The sequence below is a fragment of the Vibrio sp. QJM3NY_35 genome (assembly GCF_057785915.1).
In genome coordinates, this window is record NZ_CM173507.1 from 3114962 (window position 1) to 3139281 (window position 24320).

General features: G+C 46.4%; 21 protein-coding genes. 14 read left to right on the plus strand and 7 right to left on the minus strand.

All coding sequences use genetic code 11. From position 1 onward, the window contains the following. The first annotated feature begins 132 nt into the window (after positions 1–132). The 3 genes from argE to AC3CH3_RS14180 all read left to right on the plus strand — a co-directional run bounded on the left by argE (position 133) and on the right by AC3CH3_RS14180 (position 5071). Positions 133–1269: an acetylornithine deacetylase gene (gene argE / locus AC3CH3_RS14170; RefSeq protein ID WP_019821402.1), complete on the plus strand. Its 1137-nt coding sequence runs from the start codon at positions 133–135 to the stop codon at positions 1267–1269. A gap of 252 nt (positions 1270–1521) precedes the next feature. After that, a complete protein-coding gene (gene ppc, locus AC3CH3_RS14175; RefSeq protein ID WP_019821404.1) occupies positions 1522–4158 on the plus strand; it encodes a phosphoenolpyruvate carboxylase in 2637 nt (878 codons plus the stop codon). Positions 4159–4531: 373 nt separating this feature from the next. Next, entirely contained in the window at positions 4532–5071 is a 540-nt protein-coding gene (locus AC3CH3_RS14180; protein ID WP_017061141.1) for a PadR family transcriptional regulator, read from the plus strand. Positions 5072–5223: 152 nt separating this feature from the next. Here the strand turns inward: AC3CH3_RS14180 and metF are convergent, their stop codons facing one another. The 3 genes from metF to AC3CH3_RS14195 all read right to left on the minus strand — a co-directional run bounded on the left by metF (position 5224) and on the right by AC3CH3_RS14195 (position 9995). Next, positions 5224–6123, minus strand: a complete 900-nt coding sequence (gene metF / locus AC3CH3_RS14185) for a methylenetetrahydrofolate reductase (RefSeq protein WP_004729683.1) — start codon at positions 6121–6123, stop codon at positions 5224–5226. A 276-nt stretch (positions 6124–6399) separates the two neighbouring features. Next, the gene (locus tag AC3CH3_RS14190) at positions 6400–8811 is read right to left on the minus strand and encodes a bifunctional aspartate kinase/homoserine dehydrogenase II (protein WP_488537364.1); all 2412 of its coding nucleotides are present in this window, start codon (positions 8809–8811) and stop codon (positions 6400–6402) included. A 2-nt stretch (positions 8812–8813) separates the two neighbouring features. Next, positions 8814–9995 carry an O-succinylhomoserine (thiol)-lyase gene (locus tag AC3CH3_RS14195; RefSeq protein ID WP_488537365.1) on the minus strand — a complete coding sequence of 394 codons (1182 nt, stop codon included), beginning with the start codon at positions 9993–9995 and terminating at the stop codon, positions 8814–8816. A gap of 208 nt (positions 9996–10203) precedes the next feature. On the opposite strand from AC3CH3_RS14195, the gene metJ reads away from it, so the two are divergent. After that, the gene (gene metJ, locus AC3CH3_RS14200; RefSeq protein ID WP_004415993.1) at positions 10204–10524 is read left to right on the plus strand and encodes a met regulon transcriptional regulator MetJ; all 321 of its coding nucleotides are present in this window, start codon (positions 10204–10206) and stop codon (positions 10522–10524) included. Positions 10525–10690: 166 nt separating this feature from the next. Here metJ and AC3CH3_RS14205 read toward each other — a convergent pair whose 3' ends face one another. Together AC3CH3_RS14205 and rpmE are read right to left on the minus strand one after the other, a co-directional pair. Further along, positions 10691–11980: a malic enzyme-like NAD(P)-binding protein gene (locus AC3CH3_RS14205; protein WP_488537366.1), complete on the minus strand. Its 1290-nt coding sequence runs from the start codon at positions 11978–11980 to the stop codon at positions 10691–10693. 333 nt (positions 11981–12313) lie between these two features. Then, complete coding sequence (gene rpmE / locus AC3CH3_RS14210; protein ID WP_004737142.1) at positions 12314–12532, minus strand: 50S ribosomal protein L31; 219 nt, start codon at positions 12530–12532, stop codon at positions 12314–12316. 343 nt (positions 12533–12875) lie between these two features. Between rpmE and priA the strand changes: the two genes are divergently transcribed. From priA to rraA, 7 genes are all read left to right on the plus strand, one after another. Continuing rightward, positions 12876–15077 carry a primosomal protein N' gene (gene priA / locus AC3CH3_RS14215; protein WP_019821526.1) on the plus strand — a complete coding sequence of 734 codons (2202 nt, stop codon included), beginning with the start codon at positions 12876–12878 and terminating at the stop codon, positions 15075–15077. 240 nt (positions 15078–15317) lie between these two features. After that, a complete protein-coding gene (cytR, locus tag AC3CH3_RS14220) occupies positions 15318–16322 on the plus strand; it encodes a DNA-binding transcriptional regulator CytR (RefSeq protein WP_048659182.1) in 1005 nt (334 codons plus the stop codon). 122 nt (positions 16323–16444) lie between these two features. Further along, complete coding sequence (locus AC3CH3_RS14225; protein WP_488537367.1) at positions 16445–16984, plus strand: SPOR domain-containing protein; 540 nt, start codon at positions 16445–16447, stop codon at positions 16982–16984. A 223-nt stretch (positions 16985–17207) separates the two neighbouring features. Next, entirely contained in the window at positions 17208–17756 is a 549-nt protein-coding gene (gene hslV / locus AC3CH3_RS14230) for an ATP-dependent protease subunit HslV (RefSeq protein WP_004729692.1), read from the plus strand. A 58-nt stretch (positions 17757–17814) separates the two neighbouring features. Continuing rightward, positions 17815–19155 (plus strand): ATP-dependent protease ATPase subunit HslU, encoded by a 1341-nt coding sequence (gene hslU / locus AC3CH3_RS14235; protein ID WP_019821529.1) that lies wholly within the window; start codon positions 17815–17817, stop codon positions 19153–19155. Between the two features lie 155 nt (positions 19156–19310). Then, complete coding sequence (locus AC3CH3_RS14240) at positions 19311–20228, plus strand: 1,4-dihydroxy-2-naphthoate polyprenyltransferase (RefSeq protein WP_488537368.1); 918 nt, start codon at positions 19311–19313, stop codon at positions 20226–20228. 73 nt (positions 20229–20301) lie between these two features. After that, complete coding sequence (gene rraA / locus AC3CH3_RS14245) at positions 20302–20820, plus strand: ribonuclease E activity regulator RraA (RefSeq protein WP_017071322.1); 519 nt, start codon at positions 20302–20304, stop codon at positions 20818–20820. A gap of 110 nt (positions 20821–20930) precedes the next feature. Here the strand turns inward: rraA and zapB are convergent, their stop codons facing one another. Continuing rightward, positions 20931–21173: a cell division protein ZapB gene (gene zapB, locus AC3CH3_RS14250; RefSeq protein WP_008219652.1), complete on the minus strand. Its 243-nt coding sequence runs from the start codon at positions 21171–21173 to the stop codon at positions 20931–20933. 324 nt (positions 21174–21497) lie between these two features. Here zapB and glpX point away from each other — a divergent pair, with 324 nt between their 5' ends. The 3 genes from glpX (at position 21498) to AC3CH3_RS14265 (ending at position 23794) form a co-directional block, all read left to right on the plus strand. Next, on the plus strand, positions 21498–22505 hold the full coding sequence (gene glpX, locus AC3CH3_RS14255) for a class II fructose-bisphosphatase (protein ID WP_488537369.1): 1008 nt from the start codon (positions 21498–21500) through the stop codon (positions 22503–22505). A 198-nt stretch (positions 22506–22703) separates the two neighbouring features. Next, positions 22704–23324, plus strand: a complete 621-nt coding sequence (locus AC3CH3_RS14260; protein WP_136977205.1) for a helix-turn-helix transcriptional regulator — start codon at positions 22704–22706, stop codon at positions 23322–23324. Between the two features lie 122 nt (positions 23325–23446). Further along, the gene (locus tag AC3CH3_RS14265; RefSeq protein WP_017061155.1) at positions 23447–23794 is read left to right on the plus strand and encodes a DUF3135 domain-containing protein; all 348 of its coding nucleotides are present in this window, start codon (positions 23447–23449) and stop codon (positions 23792–23794) included. A 53-nt stretch (positions 23795–23847) separates the two neighbouring features. Here the strand turns inward: AC3CH3_RS14265 and AC3CH3_RS14270 are convergent, their stop codons facing one another. After that, positions 23848–24276, minus strand: coding sequence for a DUF805 domain-containing protein (locus tag AC3CH3_RS14270; protein WP_017063673.1), 429 nt, complete (start codon positions 24274–24276; stop codon positions 23848–23850). Positions 24277–24320 lie beyond the last annotated feature (44 nt).

Genomic DNA, 24320 nt, shown 5'->3' on the forward strand with positions numbered 1-24320 from the left:
GTAAGTTACATTTCAAATTTGACTATTCATACTTAATTTTTAGCTTTATTTGATTTCTTATGCATTAAATATGATTTAATATGTGTTTTACCGACTTATGGTTTTCCTGTCAATAGTAGAAGTGAAGTTATTATGCAATTACCGAGTTTTCTTGAGGTCTACAAAGGCCTAATTTCCACAGACTCTATTAGCTCGACCGATCCAAGCTGGGATCATGGCAACGAGAAAGTGATCGAAAAAATGGCTCAATGGTTTAAAGACGTAGGCTTTAACGTTGAAGTCGTGGAAGTCGAGCCCGGCAAGCATAATATGGTCGCTAAGATGGGATCGGGCGAAGGTGGCTTGCTACTCGCAGGACACAGCGACACAGTGCCATTCGATGAAGGACGTTGGAACTTCGACCCTCACGCACTAACAGAACACAATAATCGCTTCTATGGATTAGGCACAGCCGACATGAAAGGCTTTTTCGCTTTCGTTTATGAAGCGGCAAAGAAGATGGATTGGAGCAAACAGACCAAGCCGCTATATGTATTGGCAACCTGTGACGAAGAGACCACCATGCTGGGTGCGCGTCATTTCACTGAAAATGCACCGTTTAAACCGGATTACTGCATTATTGGTGAGCCAACCAGCCTAGTGCCAATTCGTGGTCATAAAGGCCATGTTGCTAATGCTGTGCGAGTAACGGGTAAATCAGGTCACTCTTCTGATCCTGCATTAGGTGTCAACGCAATCGAGATCATGCATGAAGTTTTGTTCGCTTTAATGCAGCTGCGTGACAAGCTAGTCAAAGAGTATCACCACCCGGGTTTTGCAATTCCAAGCCCCACTCTAAACCTTGGTCATATTCACGGTGGCGACAGCGCGAACCGTATCTGTGGTTGCTGTGAGCTGCACTACGATGTGCGTCCTTTGCCAGGTATCAGCCTAGATGGCTTGGATAACATGCTGCGCAGCGCACTCAAAGAAGTAGAAGCAAAATGGCCGGGCAGAATTGAGATTACACCTCTGCATGAACCTATCCCTGGTTACGAGTGCCAACACGACCATCCATTTATCGGTGGCATGGAATCCGTTTGTGAGATTGAATCACAAACAGTCAACTACTGCACTGAGGCACCTTTCCTTCAAGAACTTTGCCCAACCTTAGTGCTGGGGCCGGGCTCAATCGACCAAGCTCACCAACCAGATGAGTTCCTAAGCTTCGATTTTATCGATCCAACGATTGATGTTCTGAGTAAGTCGATCCGTAAATATTGTTTCTAGTTATTACTTTTCTTCCAATATTTTTGTATAAAAGCTACCCGAAAAGGTGGCTTTTATTCTGTTATCCCAGACACAGCCTGATCTTGTAATTAAATTTCACTTTAATTCCGAACTATTGGGAAATTTACTTCTCCCGCATTTCGAAAACTAATAATTGCAAACTTAGAATGCTTTATTTGACTAGATACAGCACTTTTCGCTAGATTGTGTACTTAACAAGGAACAATGGATGTAATTTTTTTACGAGGCAGGATGACAATGAACGAGAAATACGCCGCTCTCAAGAGTAACGTAAGCATGCTGGGACGCTTGCTAGGTAACACAATCCAAGATGCACATGGTGACGTTATCTTAGAGAAAGTGGAGACTATCCGTAAACTTTCCAAATCCGCCCGCGCAGGCAACAAAGCTGACCGTGACAGCCTAGTTGAAGAAATCAAAAACCTGCCGAACGAACAACTCACTCCTGTTGCTCGTGCATTTAACCAATTTCTCAACCTCACCAACATGGCAGAGCAGTACCACACCATCTCTCGCCACTGTGAGGAGCATGTTTGTGAACCAGACGTGCTGCAATCTCTATTTTCCAAATTAAACCAGAATGACATCAGCAAGCTAGATGCGGCTCAAGCCGTTCGCGACCTGAACATTGAACTCGTTCTGACTGCACACCCAACAGAAATCACTCGTCGTACCATGATCAACAAATTGGTTAAGATCAACGAGTGTCTGTCTAAATTAGAATTAAGCGACCTATCACACAAAGAGCGCGTGAAAACAGAACGTCGCCTAGAGCAACTTATCGCTCAAGGTTGGCACTCAGATGTGATTCGTCAGCAACGCCCTACGCCACTTGATGAAGCGAAATGGGGCTTTGCGGTTGTTGAAAACTCACTTTGGGAAGCGGTACCAGATTTCCTACGTGAAATGGACGGGCGACTAAAAGGCTACCTTGGTGAAGGCCTGCCAATTGATGCGCGCCCGGTACACTTCTCATCTTGGATGGGCGGCGACCGCGATGGTAACCCATTCGTAACGCACACCATCACCAAAGAAGTGCTGCGCCTATCTCGCTGGAAAGCCGCTGACCTTTACCTAGGTGACGTAAACGAGCTGATTACCGAACTGTCGATGACTAAGTGTAATGATGCGGTTCGTGAGCTAGCAGGTGATGAGCACGAAGCTTACCGTGCAATCCTGAAGAACCTACGCACTCTGCTGAACAACACGCTAGAAGTGCTCGATGCAAAACTGCATGATGCTGAAGTACCGAAGAAAGAAACACTACAGAACATAGAGCAACTTTGGACACCGCTGTACGCGTGTTACCAATCGCTGCACGAATGTGGCATGGGCGTAATCGCAGACGGTTCTCTACTTGATACCTTGCGCCGCCTAAAAGCATTCGGTGTACACCTAGTTCGTCTCGATGTTCGTCAAGAAAGCACTCGTCACTCAGATGTACTGTCTGAACTGACTCGCTACTTAGGCATTGGTGATTACGACCAATGGAGCGAGCAAGACAAGATTGCTTTCTTAACCAATGAATTAAGCTCTAAACGCCCACTACTTCCTCGCGATTGGGAGCCATCTGAACAGGTTAAAGAGGTTTTAGACACCTGTAAGGTTATTGCTGCTCAACCTCGTGAAGCCTTCGGTGCTTACGTAATTTCTATGGCTCGTACCGCATCGGATGTGCTGGCTGTTCACTTGCTACTGCAAGAATGTGGTTGTCCGTACCGCATGGACGTGTGTCCGCTGTTCGAAACGCTAGACGACTTGAACAACTCAGAAGCAGTAATGAAGCAGCTAATGAGCATCGACTTGTACCGTGGCTTTATCCAGAACCACCAAATGGTGATGATCGGATACTCTGACTCAGCGAAAGATGCGGGCGTAATGTCTGCAGGCTGGGCTCAATACGATGCGATGGACAAACTGGTTAAGGTTTGCGACGAAGAAGGCATTGAACTGACTCTATTCCACGGTCGTGGCGGTACGGTTGGTCGTGGTGGTGCGCCAGCGCACGCTGCTCTTCTTTCTCAGCCACCTAAGAGCTTGAAAGGCGGTTTACGTGTAACTGAGCAAGGCGAAATGATCCGCTTTAAGCTTGGTTTACCAGACGTTGCTGTAAACAGCTTTAACCTTTACGCAAGTGCGATTCTAGAAGCGAACCTTCTGCCGCCACCAGAACCAAAACAAGAGTGGCGCGACCTAATGGAAGTGCTGTCTCAAGTCTCTTGTGAGGCTTACCGTAACGTGGTTCGTGGTGAAGAGAAATTCGTACCTTACTTCCGTCAAGCGACGCCTGAACTGGAGCTAGGTAAACTGCCTCTTGGTTCTCGCCCTGCAAAACGTAACCCGAATGGCGGCGTAGAAAGCCTACGTGCAATTCCATGGATCTTCTCTTGGAGCCAAAACCGTTTGGTACTTCCTGCATGGCTAGGTGCTGGTGAAGCCATTCAATACTCTGTAGACCAAGGCCATCAAGCGCTACTGGAAGAGATGTGTCGTGAATGGCCATTCTTCTCAACTCGTCTGGGTATGTTGGAAATGGTGTACTCGAAGTGCAACATGGAAATTGCGAAGTACTACGATCAACGTCTTGTTGACGAAGAGCTATTGCCTCTGGGTGAGTTACTGCGTGAACAGCTACAAAAAGACATCAAAGCGGTACTGAATGTAGAAAATAACGAGAACTTGATGCAGAGCGACCCTTGGGGGCTTGAGTCAATTCGCTTACGTAACATCTACGTTGAGCCACTAAACATGCTTCAAGCAGAACTGCTGTACCGTACTCGTAAGTGTGAAACACCACCAGCAGAGCTAGAAGAAGCGCTAATGGTGACGATTGCAGGCATTGCAGCAGGTATGCGAAACACTGGTTAATTAGTGATTCCCACTATAACCTGTTCAGCATTTATAACTAAAAAAAGAACAAAAGGTCGCCACGTGCGACCTTTTAATTTTTCAAAATAACCACTAACGAGTATTTTGTCAGTTTTTTGGGTTATTTTGTCCATGTATTCTACTTTATGCTTATTATTTAGATATACTACTGCTCCGCTGCGGAAGCACTCCAAAAAAATAATCTGCAGCAACTTGACCAATAAACTGGTCAACCTAGGTGATAAACGGCTTTGTAAGGTGACATAACCAACCGATGAGTTGGTGCTACTTAGACATAACCAATATAACGTGCCATTAGAAGCACACTTGTTGTTTAAGTATTTGTTTACTGTTTACCATTTGGATTTCAGACATGTCATTACCACACGTAATTCTAACCGTTTTAAGTACACGCGATGCTACTGGTTACGATATCACAAAAGAATTCTCCGCAAGCATTGGTTACTTCTGGAAAGCTAGCCACCAACAAGTTTACCGCGAGCTAAATAAAATGGCTCAGAACGACCAGGTAACTTGCGTGCTTGAGCCTCAAGAAGGCAAACCTGATCGTAAAGTTTACTCTATCACTGATGCTGGCCGTGGCGCGCTAGGTGAATGGTTTGAACAACCAACTGCACACCCAACCGTTCGTGACGAGTTCTCAGCTAAGCTAATGGCTTGCGCTGTACAACCTTCTGACGCTTACCGTGTACAACTTGCTGAGCTAGTAGAAGAGTCTCGCAAACTGGTTTCTCACTACCGTGAAATCGAAGCGGCTTACTACGCAACGCCATCAACTCTAGACAAGCAAGCACGCCTTGAGCGTCTTACTCTTCGTCGTAACCTACTTATCCGTGAAGCATGGATTGTATGGGCTGAAGAAGTACTGCTTGAACTTGGCGCTCTAGCTTAAGTTAAGCTAGAAGCTAGAAGCTAGAAGCTAGAAGCTAGAAAAGCAAAAGGCTTGAACTCTATGAGTCCAAGCCTTTTTTGTATCTATAGGATTTGAAATGTTACTGCCAGAGGCTTTTTACAAGTGCTTAGGCTTTACTTCTTAGACTTTGCTTAAAGCGCAGCGACTTGTGGACGAACACCTAGCGTATGGCAAAGTGCGTAAGTCATTTCTGCACGATTTAGCGTGTAGAAGTGGAAATCTTTCACACCTTCACGGCTGAGCGTACGAACCATATCAATCGCTTGGCTAGCACCTACTAACTGACGAGTAGTTGGATCATCATCCAAACCTTCGAACTGCTTTGCCATCCAGCCAGGTACTTTTACGTTGTTCATCGCTGCAAAGCGAGACGCTTGCTTAAAGTTAGAAACCGGTAAGATGCCCGGTACAATCTCAACATCCACACCAGCCGCAACACAACGGTCACGGAAACGTAGGTAGCTTTCTACATCAAAGAAGAACTGAGTGATTGCACGGTTAGCACCCGCATCCACTTTACGCTTTAGGTTAATAAGGTCAGATTGAGCGCTTTTTGCTTCAGGGTGAACCTCAGGGAATGCCGCTACTGAGATATCAAAATCGTGGCGAGATTTAAGTAGCTCAACCAAATCAGATGCGTACATCTCTGGCGCGCCGCCGCCTGCTGGAATGTCACCACGCAGCGCAACAATACTCTCGATACCATTTGCCCAGTAATCGTCGGCAATTTGAATCAGCTCTTCGCGACTCGCATCAATACACGTTAGGTGCGGTGCAGCCACTAGGCCGGTTTGGTTCTTAATTTCTTTAATGATTGAGTGAGTACGGTCACGTTCGCCCGAGTTTGCACCGTAAGTTACCGATACAAATTTTGGTTGAAGTGTTTTAAGGCGGTGAACAGAGTTCCACAGGGTCTCTTCCATCTTCTCACTGCTCGGTGGAAAAAACTCAAATGACACATTGATGTTGTCAGAAAGCTCAGCGATATTCTGATTTAAAGCGTCGATATGACTAGCGTGTGTGTATCCCATCTTACTCTCCCTGTGGCAAAAGCAACCACTAAAAACTCAAATCCTTAAACGACGTTTAGACGTCTATATGTCTGTAGAATGTATTGAATACGATTTAATGTCAACAGATCCATTATGAATTTTTCTCAAGTAGATCGTGAGTAAAACTCAAGTCGTTAGATGGGTCGCAAAGCAGAAATAATGTAGAAAAAAGGCTGAAAAACACATCGTGCTTTCAGCCTTATTTATCTTAGTGAATAGTATGCTATTTAGACACTAAACCAACCGATCTGAGTATCAGAACAGGCTAGACATTCTGTTTAGGTCAGATTGAATTGCACCAGCTGTGACTTCACGTCCTGCACCTGGGCCACGGATAACCAATGGATTATCTTTGTACCATTTGCTCTCAATCGCAAAGATGTTGTCGCAAGGCAACAAGTTCGCCAGAGCATGTTCTTTAGACAGTGCTTCAACGCCTACGGTTGCCTTACCGTTCTTCTCCAAACGCGCTACGTAACGCAGAACTTTCTGTTGAGAGTGCGCTTTCTCTAAACGCTCAGCCAGCTCTTCGCTCAGTACAGAAGCTTTGTCGAAGAAGTCATCCACAGATAGCTCTTGCAGCTCTGCAGGTACGAGCGATTCCACTTTTACGTTTTCAGGTTCGATATCCAAACCAGATTCACGCGCCAGAATCACCAGCTTACGCATCACGTCTGAGCCATCTAGGTCAGCACGAGGGTCAGGTTCCGTAAGGCCTTGTTGCCATGCTAAGTCAACCAACTCGCTGAACGGCACGGTGCCATCAAACTGTTGGAACAACCAAGACAACGTGCCCGAGAAAATGCCAGACAACGCAATGATGTCATCGCCACTTTCACGTAGGTCACGTACCGTGTGGTTAATCGGCAATCCAGCACCCACTGTCGCGTTGTACAACCAATGACGGCTGATCTTAGCGAAAGCATCTTGTACTTGATGGTAATACTCGCTCGATGCAGAACCTGCCACCTTGTTCGCCGAGATTAGGTGAATACCTTGTTGTGCGATTTGCAGATACTTTGCTGCAAGCACTGGGCTCGCAGTCACATCCAGAACCACTGCTTCGTCATAACCTTGAATAGAGCCCAAACGCTCTAACCAGTCGTTACCATTGTTAGCAATCGCTTCGTCGTCAAAGCGCTTACCTACCGAAGTCGCATCAATGCCTTGATCGTCGAACCAATAGGTTTGGCTATCAACCACGGCAACCAATTCAAAGTTCATTCCACGGCGCTTTTCAAGTTCCGCTTTTTGCTCAGCAAACAGGCTTAACCAGCTTGAACCAATATTGCCCTTACCACACAAGGCAATCGCAACACGCTTCTGCGCTTGGAACAGTTGAGAATGAATGCCTTTCACTAGACTTGATGTTTCACTCTTACGAATCACAGCCACCAAGCTTAAGCCTGAGTTCGCTTCTGAGATGAACTCAACCGGAGAGCTCTTAAGCTGCTGGTAGAAACCGTAGCAATGGTTCGGGTTCTTAGTCACACCCGCACCCACTGCAGCAATCAGAGAGAAACCTTCTTTTAGCTTAATCTCAGCTTCAATCGCATGGTCTTGGAGATATTCTAATGCACCACCAGCGATCTCTTCTGTGTAGGCAAGACGCAAACAGTGTTGATCCGGTTCAAGCTCATAAGCAAGCGGCTCAAGTTGAGCACGCTTAAGCCCTTCAAGCACTTCACTCTCTAGACGGTCGAAATCATGGCCGTGACCAAAGGTCAGTTGCACGATAAGCACTTCATCCAAAGAGGTAATAATTTTTGCGCCACGACCCGATGCCAATACACGCTCGATCTGTGTAGAGCCCGCTTCTGGCTGATAGCTGCAGCGTAAGCTTAAATCCATAGCACTTTGAGCCACAGGCTGTAGTGTTCGGCTGTGAAGCACTGGAGCGGCAAGACGAGCCAATTCGCTGGCTTCATCAAGGCGAAGTAGAGGCAATAGACACGCATCTGAAACCAGACGAGGGTCAGCGCTGTAAACGCCCGCCACATCACTCCAAATCGTCACGCGTTCAACTTCAGCCAAAGCACCAATCACGGTCGCTGAGTAATCCGAACCGTTGCGACCAAGCAGTACGGTTTCACCCTCGCAGTTCTGAGCCATAAAGCCCGTAATCACCACGCGGCAATGTGCATGCTGCGCCAGAGCTTCTTTAATCAGAGGGTAAGAACGTGCGCGGTCGACTTCAGGCTGAGCGCCCACTTCTGCACGTAAAAAAGCACGCGCATCTTGAGCAACGGCTTGTAAATCATGTTGGCACAACAAAGCCGCGAGTAGACGTGAAGACCAAACCTCACCGTGTCCAAGCACTTTTGCTTTTTGTGCTTCGCTCAAGGGAGCCGTTAGCTCACCCAAAGCGGTAAATTCTTGTTGAATGGTTGCAGTAAGTTGTGCGGCTGATTCACCCTCAAGCAGTGCTTCAATCAGATCGAGTTGGAACTGACGAAGTGCTTGTAGGCATTCATGGGCAATACGACCATCTTTGTCGAGCGCTTCAACAAATTCAATTAAACGGTTGGTTGTTTTGCCTGCTGCCGATACCACCACCAAATCAGATGCTGATGAGTATTCTCTAAGAATGTTGACCACGCGTTGGTAACATTCAGGATTCGCTAAACTGCTGCCACCAAATTTATGTAGCTGGCGAAAGGTTGCCATTATTAACCCTCCCCTTCAGCGATAAAGCGCTGTGTCTTTTCAAACGCTTGCTTGAGGTCATCGATTAGGTCTTCTGCATCTTCAAGGCCAACAGATAGACGCAGTAGTTGCTGAGAAACACCCGCTTCTGCTAATGCTTCTTCGCCCATCGCGCGGTGAGTCATAGACGCAGGGTGACAAATCAGGCTTTCAACGCCGCCCAATGATTCTGCCAAAGAAAACAGCTCTAACTTATCAACAAAGTATTTAAGCGCCTCGAATGAGCCCGAAAACTCAAAGCTGAGCATTGAACCAAAGCCAGACTGCTGTTTCTTCGCAATATCATGACCTGGGTGTTCAGGAAGACTTGGGTGGTAAATAGTGCCTACTAAATCTTGTTGCTGCAGAGATGCCAGAATTTCACGTGAGCTTTCTTCGTGAACTCGCATACGCGCACCTAGCGTACGAATACCACGTAGAGTCATGTAGCTATCAAATGGTGTGCCGGTCGCACCAATACAGTTGCCCCACCATGCTAGCTCTTCAGCGTGCTCTTCCGTTTTCGTGACGACAACGCCACCAATAACGTCCGAGTGTCCGTTGATGTACTTAGTGGTTGAGTGGATAACAAAATCCGCACCCAGTTCTAAAGGCTTTTGGAACACAGGAGTCAAAAACGTGTTGTCGACAGCAACCAGAGCACCAACCTCTTTCGCTTTACGGCAAGTTTCTGCAATATCAACCACACGAACCAGTGGATTCGATGGTGTTTCGATTAAGATCAACTTTGGCTTAAGCGCGATCGCCGCATCCAGCGCGGCTTGATCCGATTGATCAACGAACAGAACTTTGAAGTCACCTTTTAGCGAGCGAGTGTTAAACAGACGGTACGTACCGCCGTAGCAGTCGTGCGGTGCAATAATAAGATCATCGCCGCCTAAGAAAGCCGAAACCCATAAGTTAAGCGCCGAAGTACCGCAGTTAGTCACAACCGCGCCTTTGCCTGATTCAAGCTCAAACAGTGCCGTCTCTAATAAACCGCGGTTTGGGTTACCAGAACGGGTGTAATCGTACTTTGGCACTTCACCAAAAGCGGGAAACCCATAGTTAGTCGAAAGATAAATGGGTGGGACAACGGCATGGTATTGCGTGTCTGACTCGATACCAGTACGTACTGCGATTGTTGCTGGCTTCCGGCTGCTCATAGGTGCTTCCTTACAAGTTTTGCGTCTGAGAATCACAGCTGCTTGTCGGCATTTTGCGGCTGTGTTAGATATATGTTATTCACTTTACTTTCATAAACGTGAGACGTCAACACTTCTAGACGTCTATATGTCTTTGCTTATGGCAGTAAATCCCGCTAAAATCACCACTATTAATTTATTCTAACAACTAAAGTGATGAAGGTACGCAATGGCCGACTGGAATGGTGAATACATAAGCCCATATGCTGAGCATGGAAAGAAAAGCGAACAAGTAAAGAAAATTACAGTTTCTATCCCTCTAAAAGTGTTAAAGGTTCTTACTGACGAGCGTACTCGCCGCCAGATTAATAACCTACGCCATGCAACAAACAGTGAGCTACTGTGCGAAGCCTTTCTACATGCGTACACAGGCCAACCACTACCAACGGATGAAGACCTTCGTAAAGACCGCCCAGACGATATTCCTGCTGAAGTGAAAAAGCTGATGACAGAGATGGGTATCGAGTTCGAAGCGTTTGACGAAGAATAAAAACAACTCAGTCACTGCCTTCATTATTGATTCGCTCTAGCTGAACCTTATTTATCACATCGCGCATAGCTTTTTATGATTGCGCGGTGAATGATAGACATAAAAAAACCGACTCCAGATGAGTCGGTTTTTTATTATTCTTTTTGGCTCAATAGAGCAACAGCTATTAAGCCATATAGTTAGCAGGCATCTCGATACGAGCTACGCCAGATTCAACAGCCGCTTCCGCAACTGCTCGTGCTACGCGAGGAAGTAGACGTGGGTCCATTGGCTTAGGAATGATGTAACCCTTACCGAACTCCAGTGCAGTCTCGCCCGCAGCTGCTAGTACTTCAGCTGGAACTTCTTCTTTCGCCAGTTCACGAATCGCTTTAACCGCTGCTAGCTTCATTTCATCATTGATTTCGCTCGCACGCACGTCTAGTGCACCACGGAAAATGAATGGGAAACAAAGTACGTTGTTTACTTGGTTAGGGTAATCACTGCGGCCTGTACCCATGATTAGGTCAGAACGAACTTCGTGTGCAAGCTCAGGCTTGATCTCTGGATCTGGGTTTGAACATGCAAACACAACAGGCTTATCAGCCATCAACGTTAGTGCTTCAGCAGGCAGTAGGTTAGGACCCGATACACCCAAGAATAGGTCAGCGCCTTCGATAACATCTTCAAGCGTTCGCTTGTCAGTGTTATTTGCGAACAGCTCTTTGTATTCATTTAGGTCATCACGACGAGTGTGAATCACACCTTTACGGTCAAGCATGTAGATTTTTTCACGCTGAGCGCCACACTTAATCAGTAGTTCCATACAAGCAACCGCCGCTGCGCCAGCACCTAAACAAACGATCTTACACTCTTCAAGTTTCTTACCTTGAAGCTCGATCGCGTTCAGCATACCCGCTGCCGTTACAATCGCTGTACCGTGTTGGTCATCGTGGAATACCGGCACATCACAACGTTCAATCAGGCGACGTTCAATCTCAAAACAGTCTGGTGCTTTGATGTCTTCTAGGTTAATACCGCCGAATGTATCTGCGATATTCGCAACCGTATCAACGAACTCATCGATTGTGCGGTGTTTCACTTCAATATCGATAGAATCTAAACCAGCAAAACGCTTAAACAGGAGCGCTTTACCTTCCATTACTGGTTTAGAAGCAATAGGACCAAGGTTACCTAGGCCAAGAATCGCTGTACCGTTAGAGATAACAGCAACCATGTTGCCTTTACCTGTGTACTTATAGACGTTATCAACGTTCTGTGCGATCTCGCGAACAGGCTCAGCCACGCCTGGGCTGTATGCAAGTGCTAGGTCTTCTGTAGAGTTTGCAGGCTTCGTCAGTTCTACGGCAATTTTGCCTGGAATCGGGAACTCATGATAATCAAGAGCTTGCTGACGGAATTGTTCTTGAGGTGATAATTCTTGAGAGGATTGAGCTTGGCTGCTGTCTTCAGACATAGGTGTAGGTTCCTAGGATATTATTATTTGGGGGATCTTGTTCATGTTAATGGATGTACTTCAAAGTTCCTAGGTGGTTGAAGCCTCTGTCTCATTAAAAAACGAGATTTCACTACTAATAAGACCAGTGAGCAGTTGAAATTACTATCGCTTGTTGAACTTTCGTGCGGAATTTTAGTGGTGAATGATAAGCAAGGAACTGCCCTGCAATAGAATAAAGAGGCAACTTATCGTTAGGTGAGATGGATACTTGAATGGAAGTCAGTAATTTTACAAATTGCAGGCAACAAAAAAGGACACCGAAGTGTCCTTTTTATGTCTAAATAGCGAGAATTACTTCTTGCTAGAAAGAGCACCGAAACGCTTGTTGAAGCGATCAACACGGCCGCCAGTATCTACGATACGTTGCTTACCAGTGTAGAACGGGTGACATTTGTCACATACGTCTAGGTGGATTGATTCTTTTGCTAGCGTTGAGTTGAACTCAAATGTGTTGCCGCAAGAACAAGTAGCAGTAACTGCTTTGTATTCTGGGTGGATTCCAGCTTTCATGGGATAACCTCAAGTAGGCCGTGTCGCTATACGATTCTAAGCCGCACACCACACGTAGTTTAAAAAAGAAATAAAGACACCGCATTCGCACAAAAGAGTGACGAAGCCATACCTTTAAGGCGCAGTATAGTAATGAATCTATAAGGCAGGATCAACTGATTTGATACATTTTTCACCAATTGTGTCTTTATTTCCTTTTTAAGCAGAAGCGTTGATTGAAATTTGGGGATGAAGCTGCCTCCATGCGTTAGCTTGCCCTCTCTCATTCAAACTGCTCCTCGAATTTAACCGCCTTATCCTTTAGACTGTTCGCTCTCGTCAACTCAGATAAAGCCGTCCCTTTATGCGTCCAATGATTGCCCGCGTGGCACTGCCTGTTCCACTCGACAAGCAGTTCGATTACAAGATTCCAAGCCACCTATTTCCGATTATTGGTGGACGAGTCTCTGTGCCTTTTGGACGACAAACCTTAACCGGCATTGTCACGGCTCTGGTTAACGAATCTGAATTCGAGCTAGACAAGCTCAAACCCATTAAAGCCTTATTAGACAATCAGCCTGTTTGGCCGGAATCTGTCTATTCACTGTTAATGTGGTGCAGTCAGTTTTATCAGTACCCCCTTGGCGAAACCTTTGCTAACGCCCTTCCGAGCGCTCTAAGAAAAGGCAAAGCCGCCGACTTCGCGACGCTGGTTGAGTGGCAGTTAACGCCATCAGGCAAAGATCAGTTAATGCAAGGTTTTGGTCGCGCGGTCAAGCAAGCCAAAGTGATGCATATGCTTGAGCAAGGCCCCGTTCCCCATCAAGAGTTCATTGATGAAGAAGTTGGCAGCGCCGTACTCAAGACACTAGAAGAGAAAGGCTGGATTGAATCGGTAGAGAAAAAGCCGAAGCGTCAGCCGTGGCCAGTCGATCTTGAAAACGACCAAGACAAACCTAAGCTCAATGCTGAACAAGCCATCGCGATTGCGACCGTAAATAGCCAAACCGACTTTGGTTGTTTCCTGTTAGAAGGCGTCACTGGCTCAGGTAAGACCGAGGTTTACCTGAATATGATTAAACCGATTCTCGATCAAGGTAAACAAGCGTTAGTACTCGTGCCTGAGATTGGCCTCACCCCTCAAACGATTAACCGCTTTAAGCGACGCTTTAATGTGCCTGTTGAGGTTATCCACTCGGGTTTAAACGATTCTGAGCGACTGAATGCTTGGTTATCGGCACGCGATAAAATAGCGGGCATCGTGATTGGTACCCGTTCAGCTCTGTTCACGCCGTTTGCTGATCTAGGCATTATCATTGTCGACGAAGAGCACGATGCTTCTTATAAACAGCAAGACAGCCTGCGCTACCACGCTCGTGATGTGGCGATCATGCGTGCTCATAAAGCGCAGATCCCGGTTGTGTTAGGCTCGGCGACTCCAGCCTTTGAGACGCTGCACAACGCTCAGATCGGCAAATACAGTTATCTCACCCTGACTTCACGTGCGGGTGTCGCACTGCCGACCACCAATAAGGTGTTGGATGTTAAAGGTGAATATCTAGAAAGTGGTTTGTCTGCGTCGTTAATTGCAGAGATGCAAAGACACCTCAAAGCTGGCAACCAAGTGATGCTGTTCCTCAATCGTCGAGGGTTTTCTCCGGCATTAATGTGTCACGATTGTGGTTGGACAGCCGAATGTAAACGTTGCGATGCTTACTACACCTATCACCAATACAGCAATGAGATGCGCTGCCACCACTGTGGTTCTCAGCAGCATATCGTGCACAATTGCCAAGGCTGTGGATCTGCAAACTTAGTGACAGTGGGTGTCGGGACCGAGCAGTTAGAAGCTCAACTTGGTCAACTATTCCCGGAATACAAAACCATTCGTATTGACCGCGACAGCACCCGCCGTAAAGGCAGCTTAGAAAGCGCGCTCGAGTCGATTCGTAAGGGTGAATTCCAAATTCTTATCGGCACGCAGATGCTTGCTAAGGGTCACCATTTCCCTGACGTGACACTTGTGGCGTTATTGGATGTGGATGGCTCTTTATATAGTAGTGACTTCCGTGCGTCTGAACGTCTTGCCCAGCTATTCATCCAAGTAGCGGGACGCGCAGGACGATCAAGCAAACCCGGTGAGGTGATCTTACAAACCCACCACCCAGAACATGGGTTGCTGCAAGCCTTGCTACACAAAGACTACAACCATTTTGCTCAGACGGCGCTGGCAGAACGTAAGCAGGCAATGTTACCGCCTTATACCTTTATGACGCTGTTTAGAGCAGAAGCCAATGACACCCGCTTGGTGGAAGAGTTCTTGCGTCAGGTTCGTCACACATTGGAATCACATCCGTTGTTTGATCAATATTGCATGGTGTTAGGGCCAACCCCGGCTCCGTTAGCAAAACGTGCAGGCAAATCGCGCTGGCAGTTAATCTTACAAACTCAGACGCGCTCGTTAATGCAGAAGCTATTAATGAGTGCCAAGCCGGCCATCAATATGTTACCTGCTGCGAAAAAAGTTCGCTGGTCACTCGATATTGAGCCGCAAGATTTGAGTTAAACCCACTTGGGTTAAAACTAATGATAAGTTTGTTCACAAATATTTCATATTTCTCGTGAGCAACTTCACACTAGTCATGTGATTTTTGTTAATCTAGCCGTAACTTTACACGGATTAAACGAATAAAATATTGCAATAAAAAAAGTGTTAGCAACACTTTCATAATATATATTCGATTACATTTATTATTCACGCCTTAGATACTTAGGCGGCAAAGGAACTTAAAAGAGGGTTTAATTTATGGCGACAATGAAGGATGTTGCCCAGCTAGCAGGCGTCTCAACAGCCACGGTATCACGTGCATTGATGAACCCTGAGAAAGTCTCAGTTTCGACTCGCAAACGAGTGGAAACAGCAGTACTTGAAGCTGGATACTCACCCAATACATTAGCTAGAAACTTACGTCGCAACGAATCAAAAACCATCATCACTATCGTTCCTGATATCTGTGACCCTTATTTCGCCGAGATCATTCGTGGTATCGAAGATGCCGCAGTAGAAAATGACTACCTTGTCTTACTGGGTGATAGCGGCCAACAAAAGAAGCGTGAGTCTTCGTTTGTTAACTTAGTTTTCACCAAACAAGCTGACGGTATGCTATTGCTTGGCACTGACCATCCATTTGACGTCAGTAAGTCTGAACAAAAGAACTTACCACCAATGGTGATGGCGTGTGAGTTTGCCCCTGAACTTGAACTTCCTACCGTACACATCGATAACCTGACCTCTGCATTTGAAGCCGTGAACTACCTAGCTCAGTTAGGTCATAAGCGTATCGCTCAAATATCAGGGCCAGTATCGGCAACGCTGTGTAAGTTCCGCCAACAAGGCTATCAACAAGCGCTGCGTCGCGCTGGAGTATCAATGAACCCTGCCTATAGCACTGTCGGCGACTTTACTTTTGAAGCCGGTGCTCAAGCGGTTCGTCAATTGTTGGCACTTCCTGAACAGCCTACAGCTATCTTCTGTCATAACGACGCGATGGCCATTGGCGCGATTCAAGAAGCGAAGAAGCTGGGCTTACGCGTTCCTCAAGACCTATCGATTGTCGGCTTTGATGACATCCAATTCGCTCAATACTGCGATCCACCGCTAACTACCATTTCTCAGCCTCGTTATGAGATTGGACGCCAAGCGATGTTGATGATGCTTGATCTACTGAAAGGCAACGATGTGCAAGCAGGTTCGCGTCTACTTGAAGCTAAATTAGTGGTTCGAGGCAGTACAGCACCACCTCGAATGTAACCTTCAAAAATACCCTTACAAATCTGCGGCACATTTTGATGTGCCGCTTCCATTTCTGCACTATTATCCTCGCGCAATCTGGATTACCATGAGGGCAGAATCAGCAACTATTGAATTGTCTTGTGGCTAATAGAGATTATGTAAAGCGCGGTCGTGGTACGAAAAAACCGACCAAAAAACAAGCCCCTCGCCGTAAACCTTGGCGCAGTGGTTTTTTGGCGATCCTCCTTGCCGGTGGTTTTGGTTACGGACTTTACCTATTGAGTAATGATCCTGAGCCGCCAGCACCTGCTCCTGTGGTAACCAAACCAAAACCTAAGCCAAAACCAGCGAAAGTGATTCCGCCGCCTCCTGAAGAGAAATGGGACTACGTTGAAACGCTGCCAAGCCGCGAAATCGAAGTGAAAGCCAAAGAGCAAGAGATCTCGAAGATCCCTTACATCATGCAGTGTGGCGCTTACAAAACCTCGTCGCAGGCAGAAGCTCGTAAGTTGGATATTGCCTTCCAAGGTATCTCGAGTGAGATCCGCAAGAAAGATGGCAGTAGCTGGTACCGTGTGGTTCTAGGTCCATACAAGTTGAAGCGTGATGCAGAGCGAGATCGCCATAAGCTGCAACGAGCGAAAATCGAACCTTGTGCTATTTGGAAAGACACCGAGTAATTTAGATTCAGCGGCAGTCTCTGTCTTCGTAAAAGCCGAAAACCAAACACCGAAAGCCTCCCACTGTGGAGGTTTTCTTTTATCCCCTCCCCTTTAACCAAATTTCCTTACAACTTCCGCCGATAAGTTTGCACGACATCACTCACCCTTCCTTGAATTATCCGAGCGCCATCCTCATATACTTTTTATACCCAAAGATAAGAAATATTAAGAGGCCCTACTCGTGACTACCATTGTATCTGTACGTCGTAATAATAAAGTCGTCATCGCGGGTGATGGACAAGTATCTCTAGGCAACACTGTAATGAAGGGCAATGCCCGTAAAGTACGTCGCCTATACAACAACAAAGTACTGGCAGGTTTTGCTGGCGGTACCGCTGATGCTTTCACGCTATTCGAAAAATTTGAAAGCAAGCTGCAAATGCACCAAGGTCACCTAACCAAAGCTGCCGTTGAGCTAGCGAAGGATTGGCGTAGCGACCGTGCTCTGCGTAAGTTAGAAGCACTGTTAGCAGTAGCGGATGAGACCGCTTCACTGATCATCACTGGTAACGGTGACGTAGTTCAACCAGAGAACGACCTGATTGCGATCGGTTCGGGTGGTAACTTCGCTCAAGCAGCAGCTACTGCACTATTAGAAAATACTGATTTAGATGCGCGTGAAATCGCAGAAAAGTCGCTGAACATTGCGGGCGACATCTGTGTCTTCACCAACCATCACCACACTATTGAAGAACTAGAAAGCACCGTTGAGCTGCCAAAGCCAGAGTAACGACCGCTTCCATCAATAACGTTGTATTCAACAGTGATTAAAGAATTAAGGAAAAACCATGTCTGAGATGACTCCTCGCGAAATTGTTCACGAACTCAATCGCCACATTATCGGCCAAGACAACGCTAAGCGTTCAGTAGCTATCGCTCTGCGTAACCGCTGGCGTCGTATGCAGCTTGAAGAAAGCCTGCGTGTTGAAGTATCACCAAAGAACATCCTAATGATTGGCCCAACAGGTGTCGGTAAAACTGAAATTGCTCGCCGTCTAGCAAAACTAGCAAACGCGCCTTTCATCAAGGTAGAAGCGACTAAGTTCACCGAAGTTGGCTACGTTGGTAAAGAAGTTGAGACAATCATCCGTGATCTAACGGACGTTGCAATCAAGATGACACACCAACAAGCGATGGAGAAAGTACAGTACCGCGCTGAAGAACAAGCTGAAGAACGCATTCTTGATGCCCTTCTACCACCAGCACGTGATGCTTGGGGTCAGAACGAGCAATCAACAGAAGACACCACCTCTTCAAACACTCGCCAGATTTTCCGCAAGAAACTGCGTGAAGGTAAGTTAGACGACAAAGAAATCGAAGTTGATGTAGCCGCGCCGCAAATGGGCGTTGAAATCATGTCACCTCCAGGCATGGAAGAGATGACAAACCAGCTGCAAGGCATGTTCCAAAACCTAGCAGGCGACACCAAGAAAAAGCGTAAGATGAAAATCAAAGACGCATTCAAAGCACTGACGGAAGAAGAAGCTTCAAAGCTTGTGAACCAAGAAGAGCTAAAAGAGAACGCGATCTTCAACGCTGAAAACAACGGCATCGTCTTCATCGATGAGATCGACAAAATCTGTAAGCGTGGCGACAGCTCAGGCCCAGACGTATCTCGCGAAGGTGTTCAGCGTGACCTACTGCCTCTTATCGAAGGCAGCACAGTATCAACCAAGCACGGCATGGTTAAAACTGACCACATCTTGTTTATCACATCAGGCGCATTCCAAGTGGCTAAGCCATCTGACCTGATCCCTGAGCTACAAGGTCGTCTACCAATCCGCGTAGAACTTGAAGCACTATCAGCGCATGACTTCAAACGCATCCTGACTGAACCAAAAGCATCTCTAACAGAGCAATACATTGCCCTAATGAAAACAGAAGATGTGAGCATTGAGTTCACTGAAGATGGCATCAACCAGATTGCGGACGCAGCATGGCGCGTAAACGAAACCACTGAGAACATCGGTGCGCGTCGTCTACACACGGTAATGGAGCGTCTAATGGATGAGATTTCATTCGAAGCAACAGACAAAGCTGGCAGCAAGCTTGTTATTGATGAAGCTTACGTAACAGCGAAGCTTGGCGAGTTCGTTGAAGACGAAGACCTAAGCCGCTTCATCCTGTAGCACACGAAACTCCAACTTATTGCTCTAACTCAAAGAAATAGCAGCTAATAAGCGAATTCAAGGCCCACTTTCGAGTGGGCTTTTTATTACCCGAAAAATGGGCGTATACTCAAATCACAGTATGAAACGAAGACTTACAACGAAATAGACCTACGATGAAACAATCTCTACTGATTTGGCTTGATGCCGCACGACCGAAAACTCTGCCTCTCGCACTCGTCTCTATTCTTACAGGAAGTAGTTTAGCGTTCGCCAGCGATCAGTTTTCTTTATCGATAGCACTACTGGCTTTTTTAACCGCCACCCTATTACAAATTTTGTCGAACCTAGCCAATGACTATGGTGATGCAGTAAAAGGCACCGACAACGAAAATCGCCTCGGTCCAACACGTGCGATGCAGTCTGGCGCGGTCACCGCTAAAACCATGAAGCAAGCCATCATCCTCAATATCGTGTTTACTATGATTGCCGGGCTGATTCTAATTTTCCATGCGTTGACCTCAATTGAAAGTATCTTATCTTTCATTGCATTAGGCGTATTAGCGATTGTGGCAGCCATTGCTTACACCGTGGGTAATAAGCCTTATGGCTACATTGGCCTCGGCGACTTATCGGTATTTATCTTCTTTGGTTTGTTAGGTGTATCGGGGACTTACTTCTTACACACAGGTCATGTTGAACCAAGCCTGTTCCTTCCAGCATTAGGCTGTGGCTTGATGGCGGTTGCGGTACTCAATATCAACAACATGCGTGACATCGAAAACGACAGCGAATGTGGTAAACGTACCATGGCAGTTCGCCTAGGACAGCGCAAAGCTAAGCACTATCATTTCGCCTTGCTTGGTCTCGCCCTTGCGTCTTTCGCTATTTACCTACTGATTCAAGAAAAGCCAGCCTGGATCAGCCTGCCGTTTTTACTGAGTATTATTATTGTTTATAAACATGGCAAAGCTGTTTGGGAAACCGAAAAACCCGCGCAGATTGCACCAATGATGCCAGTGATTGTGAAATGCTCACTGGTCACTAACCTATTGTTTGCAGGGGTTGTCGTAGCTCAAACTCTATTGAGTTAAATGAGACTAATCATTGCAAAGGGATCAAGCACCGATATACTCAAAGTAAGCTCATTGTTCAAAAGGTATACGAATGGAATACAACACTTCAGCACTGTGCGACATATATTTGGATCAAGTTGATGTCGTGGAACCAATGTTCAGCAACTTCGGTGGACGTGCATCCTTCGCAGGACAAATCACGACATTAAAGTGTTTTGAAGACAACGCTTTGATTCGTTCTGTACTAGAGCAAGATGGTCTAGGGCGTGTGTTGTTAATCGACGGTGGCGGCTCACTGCGTAAAGCGCTGATTGATGCTGAGATTGCCCTGCTTGCCGAAGATAATGAGTGGGAAGGTATTGTGGTTTACGGCTGTGTTCGTGAAGTCGATGAGCTTGAAGACATGAACCTAGGTATCCAAGCCTTGGCTTCTATCCCTGTTGGAGCGAGCCAAGAAGGTGTCGGTGAATTAGACGTACCCGTGAACTTTGGCAGCGTGACCTTCTTACCCGAAGATTACCTGTACGCAGATAACACCGGCATCATTCTTTCTGCCGAACCTCTAGATGTAGAACTTGATTTGGATGTCGAGGAAGAAGAGGTCGAGTAACCCACTCGGCTTTGAACACGACAACAAAGCATAAGAATACGAAGTATTAGAACGCAAACAAAAACGCCCGCTACTGAGTAGCGGGCGTTTTTTTAAATCTGAAGAGTCGATTACTCTACTTCATCCATTTTTCCAAGAAGGTTACGGATGCGATCTTGCCATGCTGAATGCTCTTCCTGCATTTGCTGAGTTTTTTGCTCTAGCTCGTGACGGCTTGCTTTAAGCTCACCAGCTTCTGTTGCTAGTGCTTGTTTCTCTTCTTTAAGCTCTTCCACTTCCATTTGAAGAAGTGCAATTGTATCTACTGCTGTTTGAATTTTTGCTTCTAGCTGCTCTAGTACTTCAAAAGACATTCTGGCCTACCTTTAAGTTATCCGTTTGATGGTGAAGGTTCACTCCACTTATTTCCCCATTCTACTCAGCAGAGCAAGGATAAACACTCAATATATTCGATATTTTGCGCCATTCGATGAAAAAAACAGCGCTTTTTACCGAATATTGACGTGAACGATTACCGCCACAACGGCAAACCGATTATTTTGATGAATAATAACTGTTTTCCACTGCGAATTGATCGAGAGCAATCTCCAAAAAACAAAAAGGCAAACGTTTCCTTTTGGATATGGTAAAATTCGCCGCGAAATTTCTATTCCCCCTTTGAAAATTTTGGAGTCCGCATGAAACGCGATTTAGCAATGTCATTCTCTCGTGTCACAGAAGGTGCAGCACTAGCTGGTTACAAGTGGCTTGGCCGTGGCGATAAAAACGCTGCAGATGGCGCTGCTGTAGAAGTAATGCGTAGCCTATTAAACAAAACCGAAATTAGCGGTGAGATTGTTATCGGCGAAGGTGAAATCGATGATGCACCTATGCTGTACATCGGCGAAAACGTAGGTGTGGGCGGCGACGCTGTCGACATCGCAGTTGACCCAATTGAAGGGACACGCATGACAGCAATGGGCCAATCAAATGCATTGGCTGTATTGGCGGCAGGCGAAAAAGGCAGCTTCCTTAAAGCGCCTGATATGTACATGGAAAAGTTGGTTGTTGGCCCTGGCGCTAAAGGCGTGATTGACCTAGAACTGCCACTAACAGAAAACCTAGAAAACATCGCGAAAGCACTAGGTAAAACACTCGATACTCTAGTGGTAACCACGCTTGCTAAGCCTCGTCATGATCAAATCATCGCCGACATGCAAGCAATGGGCGTTCGTGTATTTGCTGTGCCAGACGGTGATGTTGCGGCTTCTATCTTAACCTGTATGCCAGACAGCGAAGTAGACGTCATGTACTGCATCGGCGGCGCACCTGAAGGTGTGGTTTCGGCTGCGGTAATTCGCGCACTCGACGGCGACATGCACGGTCGTCTTCTACCTCGCCATGAAGTTAAAGGCGACACAGAAGAGAACCGCAAGCACGGTGAACTTGAACTTGAGCGCTGCGCAGAAATGGGCGTAACGGCGGGTATCGTGTTGAAGATGGAAGATATGGCTCGCAGCGACAACATTGTATTTTCAGCAACAGGCATCACTAAGGGTGACTTGCTAGAAGGTATTTCTCGTCAAGGTAATATCGCAACCACAGAAACCCTGCTTATCCGTGGCCGCTGCCGTACAATTCGCCGCATCAAATCTACCCACTACCTAGAGCGTAAAGATCCAGAAATAGTAGGTCATATCCTGTAAGCCTAAATTCGGTGAAACAGAATATTCCAAGGCTGATACCTAGTATCAGCCTTTTGTTTTATTAGCGCACCAGAATCTGACCATGGTAGCCAATAGAGTAAAACGCTATCTATAGAGTAAATTATCATCAATATAGTAAATGGTTTGCTTTATAAACACCTTGCCTCATAATAGTAAGGTTCATTAGGTAGGGATAGTATGAAAACAAGCGACAGAATCTTACAGACCATTAAGCGTCAAGGCGCGGTAACCGCGAAACAACTGTCAGAAGAATTTGGCATGACGACAATGGGGGCAAGGCAACATCTGCAAAGCCTGGAAGATGACGGTATTCTTGCGTTTCATGATGTGAAAGTGAAAGTGGGTCGCCCGACTCGCCACTGGTCCCTGACTCAACAAGGTCATAGCCAATTTTCAGACCGACATGGTGAACTCACCATTCAAGTGATTGATGCTGTCGAGAATCTATTTGGTAAAGAAGGGCTGGCTAAGGTTGCTGCCGAGCGTGAACAACACACTCTTAAGCAGTATCAAACTGCGCTGTCTGGCTGTGATTCACTCATCAGCAAGCTTAAAAAACTCACCCAGCTTCGTGAAGACGAAGGCTACATGGCTGAGCTTCAAGAGCATGATGATCACTACATCTTGATTGAGAACCACTGCCCTATCTGTAAGGCTGCAACTCGCTGCCCTAGCCTGTGCCAATCTGAGCTCAACGTGTTTACTGAGTTACTAAAAGATGAGTGTCACGTGAGCCGTACAGAGCACATCATTGCTGGCGAACGACGCTGCACTTACACCTTAACACCCGCCCTTTGATTGCAAAGGTAATCGGCTAATACCGTCTCAATATTGAGAAAACACAAATAGATTAAAATTTGTACAGATTTCTTTCTTAAGCTTAGAGCATATGAAACACGCTTAATGCTAAGGAAGGAATGATGGCGCATCCACAACCCGCTCAAAAACTGCCACCCTTTGATGAACTTGTCCAACTCGCGAAAAGCGACCCGAAAGCATTCAATCAATTCAAACACGAGATGTGCGAACAGATGATTTGTTCGGCTTCAGACGTGATGCAAGACCGACTTCGTGCGCAGCAAAGTCACATCGACTTAGTGGTTAGCCGTTGTAAAAACCCACACCACGCCAATGTCGTACTCATGCAAGAGCTGCGCTGTCAGGTCTGTAAGTTCCAAGATGCACTCGAAGGGCGCTGCGGCTTTGAAGAATCTCTGCCTGAAAATGTCGTGCCTTTTAAGCCGAATACCGAACCTAAAATGTACTGAAATTAGCAAAGCACTAAAAAGAAAAAGGGAGCTTAATGCTCCCTTCTTATCGATCAATATTTACATGGATCTTCGCCGTAGTCATTACGGCCTTCTGTACCTTTCAACAAACCACACTCAATCAGAATCCAGAAACCACACACTAATGCCGCGACGGTTGCCGCCATATGAATTGGCGATACCGGCTCTGTCGTCGTTGCAACCATTGGCGAAGCTAAACGACCCAATACTAATGGCACATTCAATAGTAGCCAGTAATTAGACTTATTGCGGTCGTGCCAGCGCTTAGCGGTTACCGCAAGGTCTGGGATCACAAGCATCAATAGGATGATTGGTAGCAGGATATAAGAGTAAGCAGGGAACAACACAGAGATACCTGAAGCAAAACCGGTAATCGCTATGTAGTAGAAAACATTCCAAATCCAGTAAGTCTTACGACCAATTCTCCCCTTGAAAGAGAGCAGTAATTCTTTCATCGACATCTTAAATACTCAAATTTATACGCCGCTAAAAGTCAGCAGCAATG